This is a genomic window from Streptomyces lasiicapitis (genome assembly GCF_014646335.1).
Lineage (GTDB): Bacteria > Actinomycetota > Actinomycetes > Streptomycetales > Streptomycetaceae > Streptomyces > Streptomyces lasiicapitis.
Genome location: NZ_BMNG01000006.1, coordinates 20,618 through 41,580, shown reverse-complemented (window position 1 = coordinate 41,580; position 20,963 = coordinate 20,618). Strand labels below are relative to the sequence as shown.

Here is a 20,963-nt window from a genome sequence, read left to right as displayed (position 1 = left end):
AGGCGCCTTATGCCTCGGGTCGGATCGATACGTAGCCTCCATCGTCCCACGGGTGGGAGGCAGGGACCGGTTTGGGCCGGTCGGAGGGCGGCTGGTACCGTGGGCAGCTGTGTCTCACTGCCCTCGGACAGTTCTCTTGTTCCTTGGGTCAGCCCTCGGGCACGAGGCACATGTCAGAGAAATCAGCAGTACCTGAACCTGAGAAGGCTCTTTCGTGGCGAACATCAAGTCCCAGATCAAGCGGAACAAGACCAACGAGAAGGCGCGCCTGCGCAACAAGGCGGCCAAGTCCGCGCTCAAGACGTCGATCCGCAGGACCCGTGAGGCGATCACCGCGGGTGACGCCGAGAAGGCCACCGTCGCGCTGCGCGACGCCAGCCGCAAGCTGGACAAGGCCGTCTCGAAGGGCGTCATCCACAAGAACCAGGCCGCCAACAAGAAGTCGGCGCTTGCTTCGAAGGTCGCGACCCTCCAGGGCTGACCAATGCTGTAACCGCCGGACGGACCAGAGCGGGCCCTCTCTCTTCCGCTCCCGCCCGGCACCCCCGATCCACACACGATCTGCGTTCGCCACGCGGGTGTGGATCTTTCAAGAGCTTGAACCGAAGACCCCGTGCGCTGTCCCTTCCCCGGGATGGAGTACGGGGTTTTTGGGGTTCGGGGGTCCGGGGGCGGAGCCCCAGTCCCCCGAACCCGAGGGGAGACCTACCCCCGGCGGAGCCGAGCCGCGCGGGCGACGGTGACGACGGCCTTCTCCAACGCGTACGCGGGATCGTCCCCGCCCCCCTTGACGCCCGCGTCAGCCTCCGCACAGGCCCGAAGCGCGACAGCAACCCCCTCCGGGGTCCACCCCCGCATCTGCTGCCGCACCCGATCGATCTTCCAGGGCGGCATCCCCAGCTCACGGGCAAGATCGGCGGGCCGCCCCCCGCGGGCAGAGGAAAGCTTCCCGATGGCCCGCACCCCCTGCGCCAACGCGGACGTGATCATCACGGGCGCCACCCCGGTGGCCAACGACCACCGCAACGCCTCGAGCGCCTCAGCCGCCCGCCCCTCCACGGCCCTATCGGCCACGGTGAAACTGGAGGCCTCGGCCCGCCCCGTGTAGTACCGCCCGACGACGGCCTCGTCGATCGTGCCCTCGACGTCCGCAACGAGCTGCGCCGCGGCGGAGGCGAGCTCCCGCAGATCACTGCCGATGGAGTCGACCAGCGCCTGGCACGCCTCAGGCGTGGCCGACCGCCCGAGCCCTCGGAACTCCCCCCGCACGAACGAGAGCCGATCCGCCGGCTTGGTCATCTTCGGGCAGGCCACCTCCCGCGCCCCCACCTTGCGCGCGGCGTCGAGCAGCCCCTTGCCCTTGGCCCCGCCCGCGTGCAGCAGCACGAGCGTGATCTCCTCGACGGGCGCGCCCAGATACCCCTTCACGTCCTTGACGGTGTCCGCCGACAGATCCTGCGCGTTGCGCACGACGACGACCTTGCGCTCGGCGAACAGCGACGGGCTGGTCAGCTCGGCGAGCGTGCCGGGCGCGAGCTGGTCGGGCGTGAGGTCCCGCACATCGGTGTCGGCGTCCGCGGCGCGGGCCGCGGCGACGACCTCCTGCACGGCGCGGTCGAGCAGCAGATCCTCCTGCCCCACGGCGACCGTGACAGGAGCGAGCGGATTGTCGTTTGCGTTCTTCCTGGCCATCGCGGTCAAGCATCCCACGCGCCACTGACAGCCCGACGCGACCGGCGGCGCCGGGGCGCGCAGTGCGTGGGGCCGGGGCCGGGCGGCATGCGGGGCCGGGGCCAGGCCGGGCTCGCCGGTATCGGAGAATGTCCAGGTGACCGACGTACGACATGTCCTGGTGCTGCCCGACCGCGACGCCGCCGAGCAACTCGCCGAGGAACTCCCCGACCGCTTCGGCGTCCCCGAAGAGCCCCAGCTCGTCCGCGACGCCCTGGCCGGCGAGGACGACGCCGAGGACGCCCAGTGGCTGGTGGTCGTCGAGGACCCGCAGCGGCGCCTCGACCCGAAGGAACTGGACGCGCTGGCGGCCGAGTTCGAGGGCTGGCTGGAGGCACCGTAGCCCCCGGGTCCGGGGCTCAGCTCTTGGGCAGAACCTGAATGTCGAGCTCGATGGTGATGCTGGCGCCCACCGCCGCGATCCCCCGGGCGAGCATCGTCTGCCACGTGATCGTGAAGTCGTCCCGGTGCAGCTCGGTCGTCGCCCGGCACGCGGCCCGCGCCTCGCCCTCCAGGCCGTGCCCGACCCCGAGATACTCCGTCTCCAGCGTGACCGTACGCGTCACACCGTGCAGCGAAAGCGCCCCCGTGATCGCCCAGCGCGTGCCGCCCTTGTGCACGAACTTGTCGCTGTAGAACTCCATCGTCGGAAACCGCGCCACATCCAGGAAGTCGCCCGACCGCAGATGGTCGTCACGCATCTTCACGGCCGTGTCGATGGACGACGCGTCGATCACGACATGCATCGCGGAGTCCTCCATCCGGTCCGCCAGCCGTATCGCCCCCGCGAACGTGTTGAACCGGCCGTGGATCCGGGCAAGCCCGATGTGCCGCGCCGTGAACCCGATCGAGGAGTGCATCGGGTCGATGTCCCAGTCCCCGGACTCGGGCAGCGCCGGAAGCTGCGCGATCTGCAGCGTCACATCGCCCATCGACGCGTGCGCACCATCACCCACCGTGACATTCGCCCGATACGGAGTGAACCCCTCCGCCGACACCGCGAGCCGATACTCCCCCGCCGGAACCGTCGCCACGAACGACCCGAACGGATCCGTCCCACCGCTGACGATCTTGCGGCCCATGGCGTCGCTGACGCTCAGCTCCGCGTGCCGCACCGGTTCGTTGACGGGGTCGAGCACCCGACAGCTCAGCACTCCCGCGCCGGTCGGCACCGCCATCGCCGACAGCGGACCGGACCGCCCGCCCCGGCCCGAACGGTTTCCCAGCCAACGGCCGAACACTGCGACACACCCCCGCGGGCCTTGACAACACCTGCAACGAAGAGGCATTCGATCACCGTTGCGGCATTCGATGCAAACGCGACCACTTCACCAAGAACGTTGCGGAAATGCCCTCACCGCCCCCGCTGCCCCACTAACCCGAATTAATCATTCCGCCCCACTTCACGACCCCGAGGCCCTCACTCGGGGGTAACCGACCGTAACCAGGAGACGGTCGCCCTCCCGTCACCGCGATCGCGCCGCTCCTGTCCGTCCGCTCCACCTGCGCGCCCCCGGCCCGCAGCGCCGCGACCGTCCGGGGCGACGGGTGCCCGTACGGGTTGTCCGCCCCGCACGAGATCAGCGCCAGGCGCGGTCCTGCCCGTCGCAACAGCAACGGGTCCTGGTAGGCCGAACCATGATGCGCGACCTTCAGCACATCCACCCTCGGCAGCGCCGCGGCCATCGGTGTGCGCAACAGGGCGCGCTGGGCGGGAGGTTCGAGGTCGCCGAGCAGGAGCACGGTGAGGCCCGCGATCCGCGCGAGCAGCGTGACGCTGGCATCGTTCGGTCCCTCCGGCCTCGCCGCCGGCGCGGACTGCGGCCAGAGCACCCGCCACTCCAGCCCGCCCGTACGCCGCCGCTCCCCCGCCACGGCCCGCGTCACCGGAATCCCCCGCGCGGCCGCCTGCCCCCGCACGAACTCGGCCTGCCCCTGCGGCTCCTGGAACCCCGTCGTCTGAATCGCCCCCACGGACCGCCCGCGCAGCACCCCCGGCAGCCCCGCCACATGGTCCGCGTGAAAGTGCGTGAGCACCACGAGCGGCACCCGCGTGATCCCGAGCGACCGCAGACACCGGTCGACCAGAACAGGATCGGGACCCGCGTCGACCACCACCCCGGCGCCCTCACCCGCCGCGAGGACGGTCGCGTCGCCCTGCCCCACATCGCACATCACCAGCCGCCAGTCCGGCGGCGGCCAGCCCACGATGACCCGGGTGAGCGGCGGCGGTTGGACGATCACCAGCAGGAGCAGCAGCACGCACCCCACACTCAGCCACGGATGCCTGGCCAGCCTCCTGCACGCGAGAACGACGACCACCGTCACGACCGCCAGCAGCAACGCCCCGCCCCAACTGCCCGGCCAGTCGATCCCGTTCCCCGGCAGCGCCGCCCCCGCCCTCGCGATCCCCGCGACCCAGCCGACCGGCCAACTCGCGCACCACGCGATCACCTTGGCCACCGGCATCCCCACCGGAGCCACCGCGAGCGCCGCGAACCCCAGCACCGTGGCCGGCGCGACCGCGAACTCCGCCAGCAGATTGCACGGCACCGCCACCAGACTCACCCGCGCCGCAAGCACCGCCACCACCGGCGCACACACCGCCTGCGCCGCCGCCGCGGCCGCCAGCGCCTCCGCCGCCCGCCCCGGAACCCCGCGCCGACGCAGCGCCGCACTCCACCTCGGCGCCAGCGTGAGCAACGCGCCCGTCGCCAGGACGGACAGCAGGAAGCCGTAACTCCGCGACAGCCACGGGTCGTACAACACCAGCAACAGCACCGCCGCCGCCAGCGCGGGCAGCAGCGACCTGCGCCGTCCGGTACCGATGGCCAGCAGCACGATCAGGCCGCACGCCGCCGCCCTCAGCACGCTCGGCTCCGGTCTGCACACCACGACGAAGCCGAGCGTGAGGCCACCGCCGAGCAGCGCGGTCGTCCGCAGCGGGATGCCCAACCTGGGCGCAAGGCCCCGCCGTTCCGCCCGGTGTGCCGTGCCGGGCGGGCCGATGAGCAGCGCAAGCACGATGGTGAGGTTGGCCCCGCTCACCGCGAGCAAGTGTGTGAGGTCGGTCGCCCGGAACGCCTGGTCCAGGTCCGGCGGCACCCGCGAGGTGTCGCCGATCACCAGCCCCGGCAACAGCGCCCGCGCGTCGTCCGGCAACCCGTCCGTCGCCTCCCGCAGCCCCGCCCGCAACTCCCCCGCCGACCGCTGCACCCCCGACGGCGCCCCGACCACCTTCGGCTCCTGCCCCTCCGGCACCCGCAACACCGCCGCGATCCGCTCGCCGTCCGTCAGCGGCGCCGCGAGACTGCCCCGCACCCGCAGCCTCGTGGACGGCAACAGGTCCAGCCACGGCGAGCCACGCGGGTGCGTTGCCTTGGCGGCGCCCCCGTCCGTCCGCGACCGCGCGGTGACCTCCTCGTCCGACGGGGCCACCGACTGGCCGACCGCCGCGTCGCCCACCGGGAGGCTGGGGGCACTTCTCTGCCAGTTGGGTCCCGGCGCGGGCCCTGGTGTCGTCGTCGGGGCCGGGGCCGGGGTCAGGACCGGGATCGAGGCCAGGGCCGGGGCCGGGGCCCGCGCCGGGGCTGGGACCGGAGCCAGGGCCGACGCCGGGACCGACGCCGGGACCGGGGCCGGGACCGGGGCCGGGACCGGGGCCGGGACCGGGGCTGGGACCGGGGCTGGGACCGGGGCCAAGGCCGGGGCTGGGACCGGAACCGGGGCTGGGACCGGAACCGGGGCTGGAGGCGGAGACGGGGCTGGAGGCGGAGACGGGGACGGCGCCGAGGCCAGTGCCGGGGTAAAGGCTCGGGTCGCGCCCGACTCACCCCGTTCCTTCGGCTCCTCTCTCACGATGACCAGAACCGGCGCCCGGGTCACGCTCGTCGTACCGTCGGCCTCCACCACCCGGACCACCTCTCCGTTCAGGACGATGGACGGCGGTGCCGCGCGGTCGCCGGTCACCCGGGGCCTGGTGCGGCGCGGGTCCGACGTCACCTCCACCTCCGCCGTCACCTCCGCGTACCGCTCGGCCAGCGCCGGGACCGGGCCTCGGCGCAGATCCGCCCCGTGCAGTCCGGCGGACGCTGCTGACCCTGCGGCGCAGAGCAGCACGGCGGCGACACTCACGCGGCCCCACGCGAAACCACCCCGCCTCCGAGCCGCACCGTCCGGGGCCGTGCCGCCCTGCCCGCCCCCGCTCCCACCCCTCCCCGCAGTCCACGTCACCAGGAGGACTCCGGCCACCACCACGCAGATCACCACCGCCCCGACCACCAGACGAGGCGGAGCCGTCAACGCGAGGGCCGCCGCAGCCCAGGCCCCGACAGCGGGCGGAACCAGGCGGAGGTCCACCGGGCCCTCTTGCCGGGGGTCCGCCACACCGAGCCTTCCGACCACTGCCGCGGGGCCGCCGACCGCCGCCCGGCCTGCCGCGCCCCTCATGGCCTCACGAGATTCTGCAGATCCGCGAACCGCTTCTCCCCGATGCCGTTCACCTCGCGGAGTTCGTCCACCGAACGGAAACCGCCGTGCTCCGTGCGGTAGTCGATGATGTGCTGCGCCAGGACCGGGCCCACGCCCGGCAAGGTGTCGAGCTGTTCAGCGGTCGCGGTGTTGAGCCCCACAGGTCCGGCCGCCGCGCCGGTGCCCCCGCCCGCCCCTGCCGCCGCACCGCCGGCCGCAGGCCCCGCACCGGAGCCCGCCCCCGATCCCGGCGCCGCACCCGCACCGCCGACCGCCCCCGCCCCCGGCGCTACAGGGCCACCCACCACAACCTGCTCACCATCGATGAGCAACCGGGCACGGTTGAGCCCGTCCGTCTTCGTGCCGGGACGCACCCCGCCCGCCGCCCGCAGCGCGTCGGCCACACGCGAGCCCGCGGGCAACCGCTGCACACCGGGACTACGGACCTTCCCCCTGACGTCCACGACGACCCCGCCGGCCGCCGCACCCGCGCCGTTCCCCGCTCCGGCGGCGTCACCCGCCGCGCCCGCCACCAACCCTCCATCGGGGTCCGGGGGCGCCCCGGGCGAAGGGGACGGCCCCGCCTCCCCACCCGGCCCCGCCGCCTCACCCACGACATCCGGAGCCCGGACCGGCTGCGTCCGTCCCGTCCAGAAATGCTGCGCCGCGAAGACCGCGGCCACGATCAGGACCAGGCCGAGGGCGACGACACTCCGCCGCTCCAGGCCACACCGCGACCGCAGCCAGAGTGGCAGCCGCTCCCGCACCGCGAGCCCGACCCGCATCCGCCACGACGGCTCCGCCGGAGCAGCGGCACCAGGCCCGCCGTCCCCAGCACCCGCCCCGTCCGGCACAGCCGGAGCCCCCACACCGCCCGTACGCGGCACCCGCACTCGCACACCCGTCGCATCACCCGCGCCCGCGCCAGCGCCCATGCCGCCAACACCCCGACCCCGCCGAGGAGTTGGAGGCCCACCAGCCCCCGGCGGCATACCGACCCTCGGCAGCGCACCCTCCGTCGGTGAACGCGGCAGCACACGCCCCCGCTCACCAACCCCACCCACGCCAGGCGGCCCCGCACCGGGCCCCGTAAACAGCGCCTCGGCCCGCAGCCGCATAGCTTCCGCCGCCGCGCGCCGACGCCGGGCCCGCCTCCGAGCGTGCCGATGCGTCAAGTGACTTACAGCGACGCGCTGTTCCGCGCCCGATCCCCCGGGAACCGCGCCCGCCACCCGCGACGCCGCCGAGGCCCTACCTGCCGTCTGTGAAGCTGATCGAAGTGCCATGCGGAAAACGCTAGGCACCGCCGCGAGAAGTTGTTGATCTTGCCCAATTCCCGGGGATTACCCAACAGTTGTGGATAACCCGGTCACCCATACGAGGAGACACGGACCCCGAACCAGAACGCCGAGAGCACTCCGCGAGCCAGGCCCCGGCACCTCAAAGGCCCCCGGCCAGACCCTGCCAGGCCTCTCAACGAGGCGAAACCACAGCCCCCAACAACCCAGGCCCCGTATGCGCCCCAATCACCGCGCCCACCTCACTGACATGCAGCTCGGCCAAGCCCGGGACGCGGTCTCGCAGACGATCCGCGAGGGCCGTCGCGCGCTCGGGCGCGGCCAGATGGTGCACCGCGATGTCCACCTCGTGCGCCCCGGCCCGCTCCACCACGATCTCCTCCAGGCGGGCGATCGCCTTCGACGCCGTGCGTACCTTCTCCAGCATCTCGATGCGGCCGTCGTCCAGCGAGAGCAGTGGTTTCACGGCGAGTGCGGAGCCGAGGAGGGCCTGGGCGGCGCCGATGCGGCCGCCGCGGCGGAGGTAGTCGAGGGTGTCGACGTAGAAGTACGCGGACGTGCCCGCGGCCCGCTTCTCGGCGGCCGTCACCGCTTCGTCCATGGAGCCGCCCGCCTCCGCGGTCTCGGCCGCGGCCAGCGCGCAGAAGCCGAGGGCCATCGCGACCATGCCGGTGTCCACGACGCGCACCGGTACCGGCGCCTCGCGTGCGGCGAGGACGGCGGCGTCGTACGTTCCGGAGAATTCGGCCGACAGGTGGAGCGAGACGATGCCGGTGGCGCCGGCCTCCGCGACCTTGCGGTAGGTCCGCGCGAAGACTTCGGGGCTGGGCCGCGAGGTGGTGACGGGGCGGCGCTTCTGCAGGGCGAGGGCGAGGGAGCGGGCGGAGATCTCGGTGCCCTCTTCGAGCGCCTGATTGCCGAGGACCACGGTCAGCGGCACCGCGGTGATGTCGTGCCGCTCCATCGTCCGTTGCGGCAGGTAGGCCGTTGAATCGGTGACGATCGCGACATGGCGGGACATGAGCTGGAGATTACCCGCAGGAACCCCGGTGCGGCAGTCCGGCCCCTTCACGCGGGGGACGGGGCCCACGCCCGCCGACGAGGCCGCGGGCGCGTGAGGGCCGGGCTCCGGTGCCGAGGGTGGGGCATGCGGGTCAGGTGGTGCTCTCGGGCTTGGGCTTCTTCTGCCAGGGGTACGTCGGCTGCGGTGCCGGCGGGGTGATGGCCTGGCGGGTGGGTTCCTGGGCGGCGCGCTCGGCGGCTTCCGCGCGGGCGGACGCCTGCGGCTTCGGCGTCGGCTGGGAGGGCTTGTTCAGGTCGGCCACGGGGCTCGCGCCGTTCTTCGCCTGGCCCGTCCCGGCCGTCGGCTTGGGGTCGGACCAGGAGGTGAGGGGCTGGTCGTCGGTGGTCTCCTTCGTCCAGTGCCGCAGCGCGCCCGCCTCCATGTCGATCTGCTCGCTGAGCAGGTCCAGGTCGTCGTCGGCGAACTTGTGCGCGCGGTCGCGGGCCGCCCAGCGGAGTGAGTCGGCGGCCTTGACGATCTGTTCGGTGCGCTCCTTCAGGGCGGGCAGGCGCTGGCTGAGCTCGATGCGGTCGGGCTCGCGCTCCAGGCGCTTGAGGTCGTCGTCCAGCTCGTGGCCGTGGGCGCTCAGGCGCTGGAAGAGCGCGAGGGACTCGTGCAGCGAGGAGTCCTCGGCGACGCCCGCGCGCAGCGAGTCCTGGGTGGCCCGCATCGAGGTGCGCAGCTTGAGGCGGAGCTGGGCCAACTCGCCGACGGCGCCGGGCTGCGCGAGGGTTCTCGCGCGCAGCGTGGTGTCCTCCACGGTGCGGCGGGCCTGCGTGATCGTGCGGTCCACTCCTCGGCGGGCCGCACCGACCACCTTGACCGTCGCATACGCCCCCACCGCCAGGAACAGCACGAAGAGCAGCGCGACCACTGCGATCACGGCTTCCACGATGCTTCTCCTTCGGCCCGGCGAATCGGTGTGCGGCTCGGTCTGCGGCGGCCCCAGCGCGCCGGTGTGCCAACGCGGACTGCGACCTTCTCCACGGTAAACGCAACGGGCAGCCCGAGGGTTCCAGCGGAACCCCCAAGCTGCCCGTAGGGGACTACCCCGATGCGCTTCGGCAGGCGCGCAGTTGGCCGCCTGCCGCGAAGGGCCGCGTGCCGCGAAAGACCGTCTGCCGCGAAGGCGCGGGCCCAGGCCCCGGCGGGCCCAGGCCTGAACATCGTTCCGACCCAGGCCTGAACATCCTTCCGACCTAGGCCGGGACGATGTTCACCAGCTTCGGCGCCCGCACGATCACCTTCCGGATGCCCGCCCCGCCCAGCGCCGCGACCACGCGCTCGTCGCCCAGGGCCACCTTCTCCAGTTCCTCGTCGGAGATGGCCGGCGGGACCTCCAGGCGGGCCTTGACCTTGCCCTTGATCTGCACGACGCAGGTCACGGTCTCGTCCACGACGTACGCGGGGTCGGCGACCGGGAAGTCCTGGTGGACGACCGAGTCGGTGCGGCCCAGCTTGCGCCACAGTTCCTCGGCGATGTGCGGGGCCAGCGGGGCGACCAGCAGGACCAGGCGCTCGGCGACGGAGCGGGACACCGGTCCCGCCGCCTTGGTCAGGTGGTTGTTCAGCTCGGTGATCTTGGCGATGGCGGTGTTGAACCGCATGCCGTCCAGGTCCTGGCGCACGCCGTCGATCGCCTTGTGCAGCGCCCGCAGCGTGTCCTCGTCCGGCTCGGTGTCCGTGACGGTGACCTCGCCGGTGGCCTCGTCGACGACCAGGCGCCACATGCGCTGCAGCAGCCGGTACTGGCCGACCACCGCGCGGGTGTCCCACGGACGCGAGACGTCCAGCGGGCCCATCGCCATCTCGTACAGACGCAGCGTGTCCGCGCCGTACTCCTCGCAGATCTCGTCCGGAGTGACGGCGTTCTTCAGGGACTTGCCCATCTTGCCCAGCTCGCGCTTGACCGGCTCGCCCTCGAAGAAGAACTTCCCGTCGCGCTCCTCGACCTCGGTGGCGGGCACCGGGAAGCCGCGGCTGTCGCGGTAGACGTACGCCTGGATCATGCCCTGGTTGAACAGCTTGTGGAACGGCTCGGCGGACGAGATGTGGCCCAGGTCGAACAGGACCTTCGACCAGAAGCGCGCGTACAGCAGGTGCAGCACTGCGTGCTCGGCGCCGCCCACGTACAGGTCGACGCCGCCGGTGGGCTGTCCCGCGCGGGGGCCCATCCAGTAGCGCTCGATGTCGGGGGCGACCAGCTGCCGGTCGTTGTGCGGGTCCAGGTAGCGCAGCTCGTACCAGCACGAACCGGCCCAGTTGGGCATGGTGTTGGTCTCGCGGCGGTAGCGGCGCGGACCGGCGCCGTCGCCCAGGTCCAGGGTGACGTTGACCCAGTCCTCGTTGCGGGACAGCGGGGTCTCCGGCTGGGTGTCGGCGTCGTCCGGGTCGAAGGTGCGCGGCGAGTAGTCCTCGACCTCCGGCAGCTCCAGGGGCAGCATCGAGTCGGGCAGCGAGTGGGCCACGCCGTCCTCGTCGTAGACGATCGGGAAGGGCTCGCCCCAGTAGCGCTGGCGGCTGAACAGCCAGTCGCGCAGACGGAAGTTGACGGTGCCCCGGCCGATGCCCTTGCGCTCCAGCCACTCCGTGATGCGCGCCTTGGCGTCGACGACGACCAGGCCGTCCAGGGAGACCTCGGCGCCGGACGAGTTGATGATCTTCGCTTCGTACGAGTCGAAGGAGTCGTCCCACGCGGCGGGTTCGGTGCCACGGTCGTCCGAGGGCTCCACGACGCAGCGCATCGGCAGCTCGAAGGCGCGCGCGAAGGCGAAGTCGCGGGAGTCGTGCGCCGGGACGGCCATGATGGCGCCGGTGCCGTAGCCCATCAGGACGTAGTCGGCGATGAAGACGGGGACCTGCTCGCCGCTGACGGGGTTCGTCGCGTACGCGCCCGTGAAGACGCCGGTCTTCTCCTTGGCGTCGGCCTGGCGCTCCACGTCGGACTTGGCGGCGGCGAACGCGCGGTACTTGGCGACGGCCTCGGCGGGGGTCGCGTGACCGCCCGTCCACACGTCGTGGGTGCCCTCGGGCCAGGCGGCCGGGACGATCGCGTCGACCAGTTCGTGCTCGGGCGCCAGGACCATGTAGGTCGCGCCGAACAGGGTGTCCTGGCGGGTGGTGAAGACGGTGATGGCGTCGTCTCCGGAGCCGACGGGGAAGTCGACGCGCGCGCCTTCGGAGCGGCCGATCCAGTTGCGCTGCTGCAGCTTGATGGCCTCAGGCCAGTCCAGCGCGTCCAGGTCGTCCAGCAGGCGGTCGGCGTAGGCGGTGATGCGCATGTTCCACTGGCGCAGCTTGGCCTTGAAGACGGGGAAGTTGCCGCGCTCGGAGCGGCCGTCGGCGGTGACCTCCTCGTTCGCCAGGACGGTGCCCAGGCCGGGGCACCAGTTGACGGGGGCGTCGGAGGCGTAGGCCAGGCGGAAGCCGCTCAGGACTTCGGAGCGCTCCGTCGCGTTCAGCTCGTGCCACGCGCGCGTGGAGTCCGGTACGGCGCGCTCACCGCTGTCGAACTGGGAGATCAGGTCGGCGATGGGGCGGGCCTTCTTCGCCTCGTCGTCGTACCAGGAGTTGAAGATCTGCAGGAAGATCCACTGGGTCCACTTGTAGTAGTCCGGGTCGATCGTCGCGAAGGAGCGGCGCTTGTCGTGGCCCAGGCCCAGGGCGCGCAACTGCGCCTTCATGTTCTCGATGTTGGCTTCCGTGGACACGCGCGGGTGCGTGCCCGTCTGCACGGCGTACTGCTCGGCGGGCAGGCCGAAGGCGTCGAAGCCCAGGGAGTGCAGGACGTTGTGGCCGGTCATGCGCTGGAAGCGGGCGAAGACGTCCGTGGCGATGTAGCCCAGCGGGTGGCCGACGTGCAGGCCCGCACCGGAGGGGTACGGGAACATGTCCATGATGAACTTCTTGGGCCGCTCGACGACCGCCCGGTCGCCGGCCAGGTCGCCGCTCGGGTTGGGTGCCTCGTACGTGCCGTTCGCGTCCCAGAAGTCCTGCCAGCGCGCCTCGATCTCGGCCGCGAGGGCGGCCGTGTAGCGGTGCGGTGCCGCCGCCTCGGCGGCCGAGGGGGCGCCTCCTGCGGCTCCGGCGCCTTCAGCGCCCGAAGCGCCTTCAGCAGTGGCGAAGGAATTCGTCTCGCTCATGGTCCTCAAAGCTCCATCGATCGTCTCTGCCTGCGGAATTGACCGGACGGCCAAACAAAAATGCCCCTCGCACAGGAGGGGACGCCGCGCCGATTCCGACCGCGCTCACTGGGCGGTCGGGACTGATCAGCGCGGCCCGCTAAGCAGAAGGCGTACGGCACGCATGGCGTCAGGGTACCGCAGCGCTCCGGAGCGGGGCGACGCGCTTTGTCCGGTCCCGGGGCGGATGCCGGGACCCGTCCTCGCCGAGCCCGGGACCCCGCCCCATGGAGGCCGGAACCCGACCCTTGGCCAAGGGTTACCCCGCGTACCGCCCACTATCGGGGCAACACCAAGATCGAGTCGCACTTTGATAACAACGCAATAACTCAAACCACGTACCCGCTGGTATGGCGCGACTTAGCATGCGGCGACCGAACCATTTCGGAGTCGCCCCCATGAACCCTCTGAACCCGCACCGCAAGCGTCCCAGGAGTCCCGCCGCACCCGCGTCGCCGCCGCGTTCCGCCCGGGCGTCCGCGTCTTTCCAGCCGTCGGCGCCGCCCTCGGCGCCCGCGTTCCCCACCTTCCGCGAGCCGAGCAGAGCGGCCCGCGGCATCGTCACCACGGCCGCGCTGCTGCTCATCCCCCTGCTCGTGTTCGCGGGCGGCGACGACTTCCGCGCCGCCCTCGACTTCACCACCGGCGTCCTGTCGCTCGTCGCCCTGACCGCCTCGGTGATGTGGGGCCTGGTCGCCTCCGACCGGCTCTTCCTGCGCTCCCGCCAGCGACTGCTCGCCCAGGCCGTGCACCGGGCCACAGCGATCGCCTCGGTGGGCTTCCTGCTCCTGCACGGCACCGTGAAGCTCGCGCTCGACCACGTGTCGTTCGTGGGCGCCCTGGTGCCGTTCGGCCTCGGCTTCTCGGGCAGCGACGGCCTCATCGGCCTCGGCTCGCTCGCCGGGCTCCTCATGATCACCACCAGCGTCACCGGCGCCCTGCGCAGCGCCTTCGCCTCACCGGTCCAGGTCGCCTCCCGGTGGCGGGCGCTGCACATGCTGGCCTACCCGGCCTGGTGCGCGGCCCTGGTCCACGGTCTGTACGCGGGCCGCGCCCCGAAGCCGTGGGTGGTCGTCATGTACTGCCTGTGCCTGGTCGCGGTCGCAGGGGCGGTGGCGCTGCGCGCGGCCCCGCGCCCCGTCAAGCGCAAGGTGGCCGCCCGGATCTTCGCCCTCCTGGACCCGGACGCCCGGCCCGCTCCCGGCCGCTCCCGGCGCCGCGAGCCCGGCACGCCCACCCGGGACACCGCGTCCGCCCCGCTGCCCGGCACCGCCTCGGGCCGCGTCACCGCCCCGCCCGACCAGACCCCGGTCGTCGGCATCGCCGCCGCCTACCGCGCCCTGGCCACGCCCTCCGACCCCGACGCGGCCCTCCCCCTGGACCTCCAGCCCACGGAGGCCCTGCCCACCATGGCCCCGCGCTGGCCGGCCCCCTCACCCCCACCGCCGGCAGAGGCCCCGTCGACCCCGTTCCCGCACGACTCCGTAGACAACGGATACGGCGGCCACCCCTCCGTAGACACGCGATACGACACCGCCGTCCCGGGCCACCCCTCCGTAGACACGCGGTACGACCCCTCGGACGCAGGGCACGACCCCTTCCTGGACACCTTGGACAGCCTGGACACCCAACACGACTACGGAGACAGGGGATTCGGCTCCCTCGGCCCCGATCCGTACGCCACGGGGCCCGGGCCCCGCTACGAACCGCCCGCCCCGGCCTACCCCTCGCCGGTGCGCGAGGCCTCGTACGACCCCGTACGGGAGCCCGCCCACGACCCCGTGCGCGACAGCGCGTACGGCGACGGCCCCGCCACCCAACAGCTACCCGGCCCCTTCCAGGCGCCCAGCACGGGCGAACCCTGGAACGCGTCCACCGGAGGCAGCAAGTGAACGCGTCCCTGCCCGACGTCCCCGAAGTCCGCGTCGTCGGGCTTCCACTCCTGACCTCGGGCTTCGATCTGGTCGAGCGCCTCGACCTGGCCATGCACCTCAAGGTGCACGGCCCGCTGGAACCGATCGCGGGCGAGCACCTCGCGTCGCTGGCCGAACAGATCTCGCTGCGCGGCCGCGGCGGCGCGGGCTTCCCGTTCGCCAAGAAGCTGCGGGCCGTCGCGGAGTCCGCGATCCGCCGTGGCGTACGTCCCGTGGTGGTCGTCAACGGCAGCGAGGACGAGCCCGCGTGCCGCAAGGACACCGTCCTGATCAACCGCGCCCCGCACCTCATCCTGGACGGCGCCCTCCTGGCCGCCGAGGCCCTCGGCGCCCGCACCCTCGTCATCGGAGTCACGCGTGACTCCACGGAGGCGTCGATGCAGTCCGCGCTCGCCGAGCGCGGCCTCGGCAACCGGCGCGGATCGAGCCTTCGCGCGCGCGTGCAGCGCAACCCGGTGCGCATGGTCACCGGCGAGTCCTCGGCACTGGTGCGCTCCGCGGACGGCGGCCCACCGCTGCCCCCGGGGCGCAAGGTCCGCACCTCCGACTCCGGAGTGGGCGGCGCGCCCACGCTCCTGTCGAACGCGGAGACCTTCGCGCAGCTCGCCGTCGCCGCCCGCATCGGCCCCGACCGCTACCGGCGCACGGGCCTGCGCGACGAGCCCGGCACGGTGCTCCTCACCCTCTCCGGAGCGGTCGCGCGGCCCATGGTCCTTGAGGTCCCGACGGGTGTGCCGCTTCGGTACGTCCTGCAGCTCGCCGGCGCTCCGCCGCTGCCGCAAGGCGTCCTCACGGGCGGCTATCACGGCAAGTGGCTGGACGCGGTCACCGCGCACGACGCGGTGGTCTCCCGGGCCGCTCTGGAGGCCTGCGGGGGCGCGCTCGGGGCGGGCGCGGTCCTGCCGATCGGTCCGGGCACCTGTCCGCTCGGCGAGGCCCTGCACGTGGCGAACTGGCTGGCGGCCGAGAGCGCCGGTCAGTGCGGCCCCTGCTACCTGGGCCTGCCGGCCGCCGCGCGCGGCCTCGCCGACGTCCTGGACGGCGGCGGGCCGACCGCCCTGGAGGCGCTGCGCGAGGTGACGCGGGCGGTGAAGCGGCGCGGGGCGTGCAAGCACCCGGACGGCTCGGCGGCATTCATCGAGTCCTCGATCGCGGCGTTCACGGACGATCTGGCCGCGCATGTCCTGGGCGACGGCTGCGGCCGCCCTGTGGAGGGCGTGCTGCCGCTCCAGGACGACAGCCCTGGAGGTGAGGCGTCGAGCGGCCGCAGGCTCGCCGTCGACTGGACGCTGTGCCAGGGCCACGGGCTGTGCGCGGACATCGTGCCGGAGCTGATCCAGCTCGGCCCGGACGGCTTTCCCTCGGTCGCGGAGGCCTCGGTGCCGCGCTACTCGGAGGCGCGCGCCCAGCGTGCGGTGCGCCGCTGTCCCGCGCTCGCCCTGCGCCTCGAGGAGGCCCCCGGGGCGGCCCCGCCGCCGCCCACGGCCCTGCCGATGCTGCCGCGCGGCCGAAGCCGCAGGGCGCTCGGCAGCGGACGGCAGTAGCGCGCCGTGCGCCCTGAAGAGGGCGCACGAAAGGCAGACACACGAAGAGCAGGGGCACGAAAAGCAGGCACACGAAAAGCGGGCCACCCGATCCGGGTGGCCCGCTCATCTGCTGTGGAGCTAAGGAGAATTGAACTCCTGACCTCCTGCATGCCATGCAGGCGCTCTACCAACTGAGCTATAGCCCCTTGCTGCTGCTCCGCCCGGTTTCCCCGGCGGCTCCGCAAACATTACACGGTCACCCCCGTGGTCCACCAAATCGTTTCCGTCCCGGACACACACGGTCGCTACCGTCCCGCCTCGTGACCGTGCTCGCCACCGCCGTCGTCCGCCGCCGTGTGCCTCTGGCCGCCGGGGCCTGCCTGTTCTCCTTCGCCGTCTTCTGGGCCGTGCAGCGCGCGGCCGACGTCTCGATGATCGACTTGATGGTCTACCGCGCGGAGGGCGGCGCCGTCCACGCGGGGGCCGATCTGTACGCGATGCGTGCCACCGACTACGACCTCCCCATGACCTACCCGCCGTTCGCGGCGCTGCTGTTCACACCGCTGACGCTGCTCGACCCGGCGGACATGCGCACGCTCGCGACACTCGGGAACCTGCTTCTTCTTGTGGCGTTCGTACGGCTGTCGCTGTGCCTGGTCGGTGTGCGCGGGCACGCGCGCGTGGAGACCGCTCTGTGGGTGTCGGCGCTGGCGGTCTGGTCGGAGCCCGTGTGGACGACGCTGCGCTACGGGCAGGTCAATCTGCTGCTGGCCGTCCTGGTGCTGTGGGACCTGACGCGGCGCCCGGGGCACCGGTGGGCGGGTATGGGCATCGGGATCGCCGCGGCGATCAAGCTGACGCCCGCACTGTTCGCGGTCTTCTTGTTGGTGGTCGGCACTGTCGCGGCGGTACGGCGCGGGGTGTGGCGGCCTGCCGTGCGGCACGCGTGCGTGGCCGCCGGGGCGTTCCTGGGGGCGACGTCGGTCACGGCGGTGGTGCTGCCGGACGACTCGCGGAACTTCTGGACCCGGGTGGTCTTCGAGGCGGGCCGGGCCGGGCGGACGGAGAACACCGCGAACCAGTCGGTGCGCGGCGTGCTCGCCCGGCTGCTGCACACCCCGGAGCCGGGGGTGTGGTGGGCGGCCGGGGCGGTGGTGGTGTGCGTGGCCGGTCTCGCCGTCGCGGTGGCCGCGGCGGTGCGCGGGGAGCGCGCCTGGGGCGTCGCCGCCTGTGCGGCGACCGCGCTGCTCGTCAGCCCCGTGTCGTGGTCGCACCACTGGGTGTGGTGCGTGCCGATGGCGCTGCTGCTGTGGACGCGCGGGGTGTCTCGGGGTGGCGCGGCGCGGTGGGCGGCGGCGGGCGGGTTCGCCGTGACGTTCTGTTCGTACGCCCTGTGGTGGGTGCCGCACCGCCCCGGGCGGCCGGAACTCTCCCAGGACTTTGGCCAGATGACGCTGTCGGCGGTCTATCCGCTGGCCGCCGGGGGCTTCCTCGCCGTCGCCGCGGCCACTGCTCTGGGGCGTACGAGAGGGCGCACAGGAACGGCCCCCGGGAGGCCGGCCGGAAGGGTCAAGCGGTGGCGAAGGAGTAGAAGCGCTTGAGGGTGCAGTGCTCGTCGAGGAGGCGGCCGTAGATCGGCTCCCCTTCGAGTTCGCGGTACGTCTCGATGGGGTCGCCCTTTATGATCAGCGCCCGCGCGCACTCCTCGCACCAGTACTGGTAGTCCGGGTTGACCGGTTCCATGTCGCGGACGATCGGCGTACCGCTGCCGCACCAGTCGCATTTACGCCTGTGTGCACCCATCGATCAGCTCCAGATGTGGCCGCAGGCCGTGCACACGTAACTGACTCCGCCGTTGTCGCCGAGGACTTGGGCCACATGGGCCGAGCCGCAGGAAGGGCAGTGCAGGAGCGTGGCGTCGCCGGCCCGTGTGTCCGCCGCTTCGAGGAGGCCACCGGCCTCTTCGAAGATGCTCGCAGGCATCGCGCTCTCCCTCCCGTCCGGTCACCGTCGGCGCAGTGGTCCAGTCCCTTCCGGTCCGTCGATTCTGCCACGACCACGGCGAGCCGGTCAGCGACGCATACGTACCAGTCCGGACACGGCGCCCAGGGCCGCCGCCGCGGCGAGCGCGTAGAAGCACACCAGGAGCGCGTCCGCCGATGAATACGCCCCAGGAGCCCCCTGTGACTCAATCCGGCCGAGGAAAATCGCGCCGAAGACGGCGACGCCGGTGAGCTGTCCGAGCTGGGTGACGGTGGCGAGGAAACCGCTGGCGTCCGCCGCGTCCTGCGGGCCGACCGCCGCGAGGGCGCGCGTGAGGGTCGGGCTGAATCCGAGCGACATCCCCACGCCGCCGCCCACAAAGGCCACGTAGACCCACGCCCCGCCGTCGCCGCCGTCCCGCAGCAGCAGCCCCACCGCGACGCACGAGAGCGCCGCCAGCGCGAACCCGCCCGGAATCAGCGCCCGTTGCAGCACGGCGGGCCACTTGCGCCAGGTCAGGCCGACCACGCCGAAGACCACCCCGGACGGCCCGAACGTGAGCCCCGCGCGCAGCGCGCTGTAGCCGAGACCGCCCTGCAGATGCAGGGAGAGCACGAACAGGAACCCGGAGTTGACCGCCATCACCGCGCCGAGCCGGAACACGGCCAGGCTCATGCCCGGCACGCGCAGGACCCGCGGCGAGATCAGCGGCGCCCCGCCGCGCCGGGCGAGGCGCCCCTCGAAGAGGCAGAACAGCGCGAAGAGCACGACCGACGCACCCAGCGACACCCAGGTCCACAGCGGCCAGCCCTCCTGCTCACCGAGCACCAGCGGCACCGTGAACAGCGAGACGGCGGCGCCGAGCAGCACAAGCCCCGGCAGGTCGAGCCCGCGCGCACGCCCCGGCTCGCTGCGGTCGTCGCGGGGCAGCACGCGCGCCGCGAGGAACAGCAGGGCCACGCCGACGGGCACGTTCACCAGGAACACCGGACGCCAGCCGGCGCCGAACAGGTCCGCGCTGACGAGGACTCCGCCGACGACCTGCCCGGCGACGGCACCGGTGGCCAGCACCGCCGAGTACGCGCCGAGCGCCTTCATCCGCGCCTCGCCCGTGAAGTTCCGCTGGATGAGGCTGAGCACCTGCGGGATCAGGACGGCGGAGCCCGCGCCCTGCACGAGCCGGAACGCGATGAGCTGGCCGGTGCTCTGGCTCAGCCCGCAGGCGAGCGAGGCGGCGGTGAACACGGCGAGCCCGGCGAGGAAGACCCGGCGGTGGCCGAGCCGTTCGCCGAGGCGCGCGCCGGTGATCAGCAGGACGGCGTACGAGATGGTGTAGCCGGCGATGACGAGTTGCAGTCCGGCGCCGGACGCGTGCAGTTCGACGCGGATCGTGGGCGCGGCGACGTTGACGATGAACACGTCGAGCAGAGCCATGAACTGGGCGGTGAGCACGACCGCGAGGAGTCGGCCGCGGCGATTGTCAGTGCCGGGGTCTTTACTGGATCCAGGAGTTGAGGCGGGGTTCGCCACCGGCGGGGTCGTTGTCGTCATGCCTTTGAGGGTGGCCGTGGCTCGGTACAGGTAGTGAGAGCCCTCTGATGCTGGTACTGACAGCACCTGGCAAGGACCGGGCCGGGCACGGACGATGGGGGATGTGACAACGATGGACATCAGGGGGACAACGGAGACGACGGCGGCGCCGGCACCCACCCCGGCCACCACCCGCCGCCGTTCCGAGCTGGCCGCGTTCCTGCGCGGCCGCAGGGCCCGCGTCACCCCGGCCGACGTGGGCATGCCGCCCGGCCCGCGCCGCCGCACCCCGGGCCTGCGCCGCGAGGAGGTAGCCCAGCTCTCCGGCGTCGGCGTCACTTGGTACACGTGGCTGGAGCAGGGCCGCCCCATCAACGCCTCCGCCCAGGTCCTGGACGCCGTCGCCCGCACCCTGCGCCTGGACAAGGCGGAGCGCGAGCATCTGTACCACCTCGCGGAGGTGCCCCACGTAGCGCGCCGCGAGGCCACGGCGAACGCGGTCGGCCCGGAGATCCAGGGCATCATCGACGCCTTGGACCCGCACCCGGCGGTGGTCTACAACTCGCGGTACGACATCCTCGCCACCAACCCCGCCTACCAAGACGTCTTCGTGGGCCCGGCGATCGAGGCGATAGGCGTGTCCAACGTGCTGTGGACCCTGTTCGTCGTGCCCGAGCCGCACTGCCCGCTGGTGTTCCGGGACTCGGAGCTGCCGGTGATGGTGGCGACGCTGCGCGGGGCGTACGGCCGGCATGTGGGCGAGCCCGTCTGGGAGGACTTCATACGGGAACTGTCCGCGGCCAGCCCAGAGTTCGCGCGGCTGTGGGCGAGCGGGGACGTGGTGCCGCCGGGGCCGCGGGTGAAGACGTTCCGGCACGAGGCGGTCGGCGAGCTGCGGATGACGTCGGTGTCGCTGTCGATCAACGGCATGCCGGAGTGCCGCATCGTGGCGTACACACCGGACGACGAGGAGACACGGAGGCGCACGGAGCGGCTGCGGACGCTGCGGCGGGGCGCATAGGGCGTGCGGGTGGCGGCCGGGGGCGTGAGCCGGGACAGCAAAAAGTCCCGCCCTCTTGATGAGGGCGGGACCGAAAATGTGGAGCTAAGGAGAATTGAACTCCTGACCTCCTGCATGCCATGCAGGCGCTCTACCAACTGAGCTATAGCCCCGTATGTTCTTCCCGCTCGGCGGGCGAACAAGAAGAACTTTAGCCTGCGACCTGCCCGAATGTGAAATCCGGTCA

16 protein-coding genes and 2 tRNA genes are annotated in these 20,963 nt (G+C 72.5%); 6 read left to right on the top strand and 12 right to left on the bottom strand.

All coding sequences use genetic code 11. The annotated features are described in order from the left end of the window. Positions 1–214: 214 nt before the first annotated feature. Positions 215–481 carry a 30S ribosomal protein S20 gene (rpsT, locus tag IEY91_RS14340; RefSeq protein ID WP_164325140.1) on the top strand — a complete coding sequence of 89 codons (267 nt, stop codon included), beginning with the start codon at positions 215–217 and terminating at the stop codon, positions 479–481. 224 nt (positions 482–705) lie between these two features. Here the strand turns inward: rpsT and holA are convergent, their stop codons facing one another. Then, positions 706–1,692 (bottom strand): DNA polymerase III subunit delta, encoded by a 987-nt coding sequence (gene holA, locus IEY91_RS14335; protein ID WP_189174236.1) that lies wholly within the window; start codon positions 1,690–1,692, stop codon positions 706–708. A gap of 136 nt (positions 1,693–1,828) precedes the next feature. Here holA and IEY91_RS14330 point away from each other — a divergent pair, with 136 nt between their 5' ends. Beyond that, a complete protein-coding gene (locus IEY91_RS14330) occupies positions 1,829–2,074 on the top strand; it encodes a hypothetical protein (protein ID WP_164325136.1) in 246 nt (81 codons plus the stop codon). Between the two features lie 16 nt (positions 2,075–2,090). Here the strand turns inward: IEY91_RS14330 and IEY91_RS14325 are convergent, their stop codons facing one another. The 6 genes from IEY91_RS14325 to leuS all read right to left on the bottom strand — a co-directional run bounded on the left by IEY91_RS14325 (position 2,091) and on the right by leuS (position 12,704). Next, positions 2,091–2,972, bottom strand: a complete 882-nt coding sequence (locus IEY91_RS14325; protein ID WP_164325134.1) for a YceI family protein — start codon at positions 2,970–2,972, stop codon at positions 2,091–2,093. A gap of 133 nt (positions 2,973–3,105) precedes the next feature. Continuing rightward, positions 3,106–6,180: a ComEC/Rec2 family competence protein gene (locus IEY91_RS14320; RefSeq protein WP_189174235.1), complete on the bottom strand. Its 3,075-nt coding sequence runs from the start codon at positions 6,178–6,180 to the stop codon at positions 3,106–3,108. After that, positions 6,177–7,136: a ComEA family DNA-binding protein gene (locus IEY91_RS14315; RefSeq protein ID WP_189174234.1), complete on the bottom strand. Its 960-nt coding sequence runs from the start codon at positions 7,134–7,136 to the stop codon at positions 6,177–6,179. Before IEY91_RS14315 ends, IEY91_RS14320 begins: the two co-directional genes overlap by 4 nt. Before the next feature lie 538 nt (positions 7,137–7,674). After that, entirely contained in the window at positions 7,675–8,520 is an 846-nt protein-coding gene (locus IEY91_RS14310) for a DegV family protein (protein WP_189174233.1), read from the bottom strand. Positions 8,521–8,653: 133 nt separating this feature from the next. Then, positions 8,654–9,454: a hypothetical protein gene (locus tag IEY91_RS14305; protein WP_189174232.1), complete on the bottom strand. Its 801-nt coding sequence runs from the start codon at positions 9,452–9,454 to the stop codon at positions 8,654–8,656. 307 nt (positions 9,455–9,761) lie between these two features. Continuing rightward, entirely contained in the window at positions 9,762–12,704 is a 2,943-nt protein-coding gene (leuS, locus tag IEY91_RS14300; protein ID WP_189174231.1) for a leucine--tRNA ligase, read from the bottom strand. 437 nt (positions 12,705–13,141) lie between these two features. On the opposite strand from leuS, the gene IEY91_RS14295 reads away from it, so the two are divergent. Beyond that, positions 13,142–14,635, top strand: a complete 1,494-nt coding sequence (locus IEY91_RS14295; RefSeq protein WP_229696953.1) for a ferric reductase-like transmembrane domain-containing protein — start codon at positions 13,142–13,144, stop codon at positions 14,633–14,635. Further along, complete coding sequence (locus tag IEY91_RS14290) at positions 14,632–16,221, top strand: NADH-quinone oxidoreductase subunit NuoF family protein (RefSeq protein ID WP_164325122.1); 1,590 nt, start codon at positions 14,632–14,634, stop codon at positions 16,219–16,221. The genes IEY91_RS14295 and IEY91_RS14290 overlap by 4 nt, the downstream gene beginning before the upstream one ends. Before the next feature lie 115 nt (positions 16,222–16,336). On the opposite strand, the gene IEY91_RS14285 is transcribed toward IEY91_RS14290, so the two are convergent. After that, positions 16,337–16,409: transfer RNA gene (locus IEY91_RS14285), tRNA-Ala, on the bottom strand. 114 nt (positions 16,410–16,523) lie between these two features. On the opposite strand from IEY91_RS14285, the gene IEY91_RS14280 reads away from it, so the two are divergent. Continuing rightward, positions 16,524–17,804 (top strand): glycosyltransferase 87 family protein, encoded by a 1,281-nt coding sequence (locus IEY91_RS14280; protein WP_189174230.1) that lies wholly within the window; start codon positions 16,524–16,526, stop codon positions 17,802–17,804. Here the strand turns inward: IEY91_RS14280 and IEY91_RS14275 are convergent. The 3 genes from IEY91_RS14275 to IEY91_RS14265 all read right to left on the bottom strand — a co-directional run bounded on the left by IEY91_RS14275 (position 17,773) and on the right by IEY91_RS14265 (position 19,638). Then, entirely contained in the window at positions 17,773–18,006 is a 234-nt protein-coding gene (locus tag IEY91_RS14275; protein ID WP_016643127.1) for a hypothetical protein, read from the bottom strand. The genes IEY91_RS14280 and IEY91_RS14275 overlap by 32 nt on opposite strands. A gap of 3 nt (positions 18,007–18,009) precedes the next feature. Beyond that, the gene (locus tag IEY91_RS14270; protein WP_189174229.1) at positions 18,010–18,186 is read right to left on the bottom strand and encodes a hypothetical protein; all 177 of its coding nucleotides are present in this window, start codon (positions 18,184–18,186) and stop codon (positions 18,010–18,012) included. Positions 18,187–18,273: 87 nt separating this feature from the next. Next, complete coding sequence (locus tag IEY91_RS14265; RefSeq protein ID WP_189174465.1) at positions 18,274–19,638, bottom strand: MFS transporter; 1,365 nt, start codon at positions 19,636–19,638, stop codon at positions 18,274–18,276. A 193-nt stretch (positions 19,639–19,831) separates the two neighbouring features. On the opposite strand from IEY91_RS14265, the gene IEY91_RS14260 reads away from it, so the two are divergent. Then, positions 19,832–20,737 carry a helix-turn-helix transcriptional regulator gene (locus IEY91_RS14260; RefSeq protein WP_373287943.1) on the top strand — a complete coding sequence of 302 codons (906 nt, stop codon included), beginning with the start codon at positions 19,832–19,834 and terminating at the stop codon, positions 20,735–20,737. Between the two features lie 79 nt (positions 20,738–20,816). Here IEY91_RS14260 and IEY91_RS14255 read toward each other — a convergent pair. Continuing rightward, positions 20,817–20,889 (bottom strand) — tRNA-Ala (locus IEY91_RS14255). Positions 20,890–20,963 lie beyond the last annotated feature (74 nt).

Coding starts and splice junctions, on each gene's coding strand:
- holA (WP_189174236.1), bottom strand. CDS start 1,692: ATGGCCAGGAAGAACGCAAACGACAATCCGCTCGCTCCTGTCACGGTC.
- IEY91_RS14320 (WP_189174235.1), bottom strand. CDS start 6,180: ATGAGGGGCGCGGCAGGCCGGGCGGCGGTCGGCGGCCCCGCGGCAGTG.
- IEY91_RS14270 (WP_189174229.1), bottom strand. CDS start 18,186: ATGCCTGCGAGCATCTTCGAAGAGGCCGGTGGCCTCCTCGAAGCGGCG.
- IEY91_RS14275 (WP_016643127.1), bottom strand. CDS start 18,006: ATGGGTGCACACAGGCGTAAATGCGACTGGTGCGGCAGCGGTACGCCG.
- IEY91_RS14260 (WP_373287943.1), top strand. CDS start 19,832: ATGGGGGATGTGACAACGATGGACATCAGGGGGACAACGGAGACGACG.
- IEY91_RS14315 (WP_189174234.1), bottom strand. CDS start 7,136: ATGGGCGCTGGCGCGGGCGCGGGTGATGCGACGGGTGTGCGAGTGCGG.
- IEY91_RS14310 (WP_189174233.1), bottom strand. CDS start 8,520: ATGTCCCGCCATGTCGCGATCGTCACCGATTCAACGGCCTACCTGCCG.
- IEY91_RS14295 (WP_229696953.1), top strand. CDS start 13,142: ATGAACCCTCTGAACCCGCACCGCAAGCGTCCCAGGAGTCCCGCCGCA.
- leuS (WP_189174231.1), bottom strand. CDS start 12,704: ATGAGCGAGACGAATTCCTTCGCCACTGCTGAAGGCGCTTCGGGCGCT.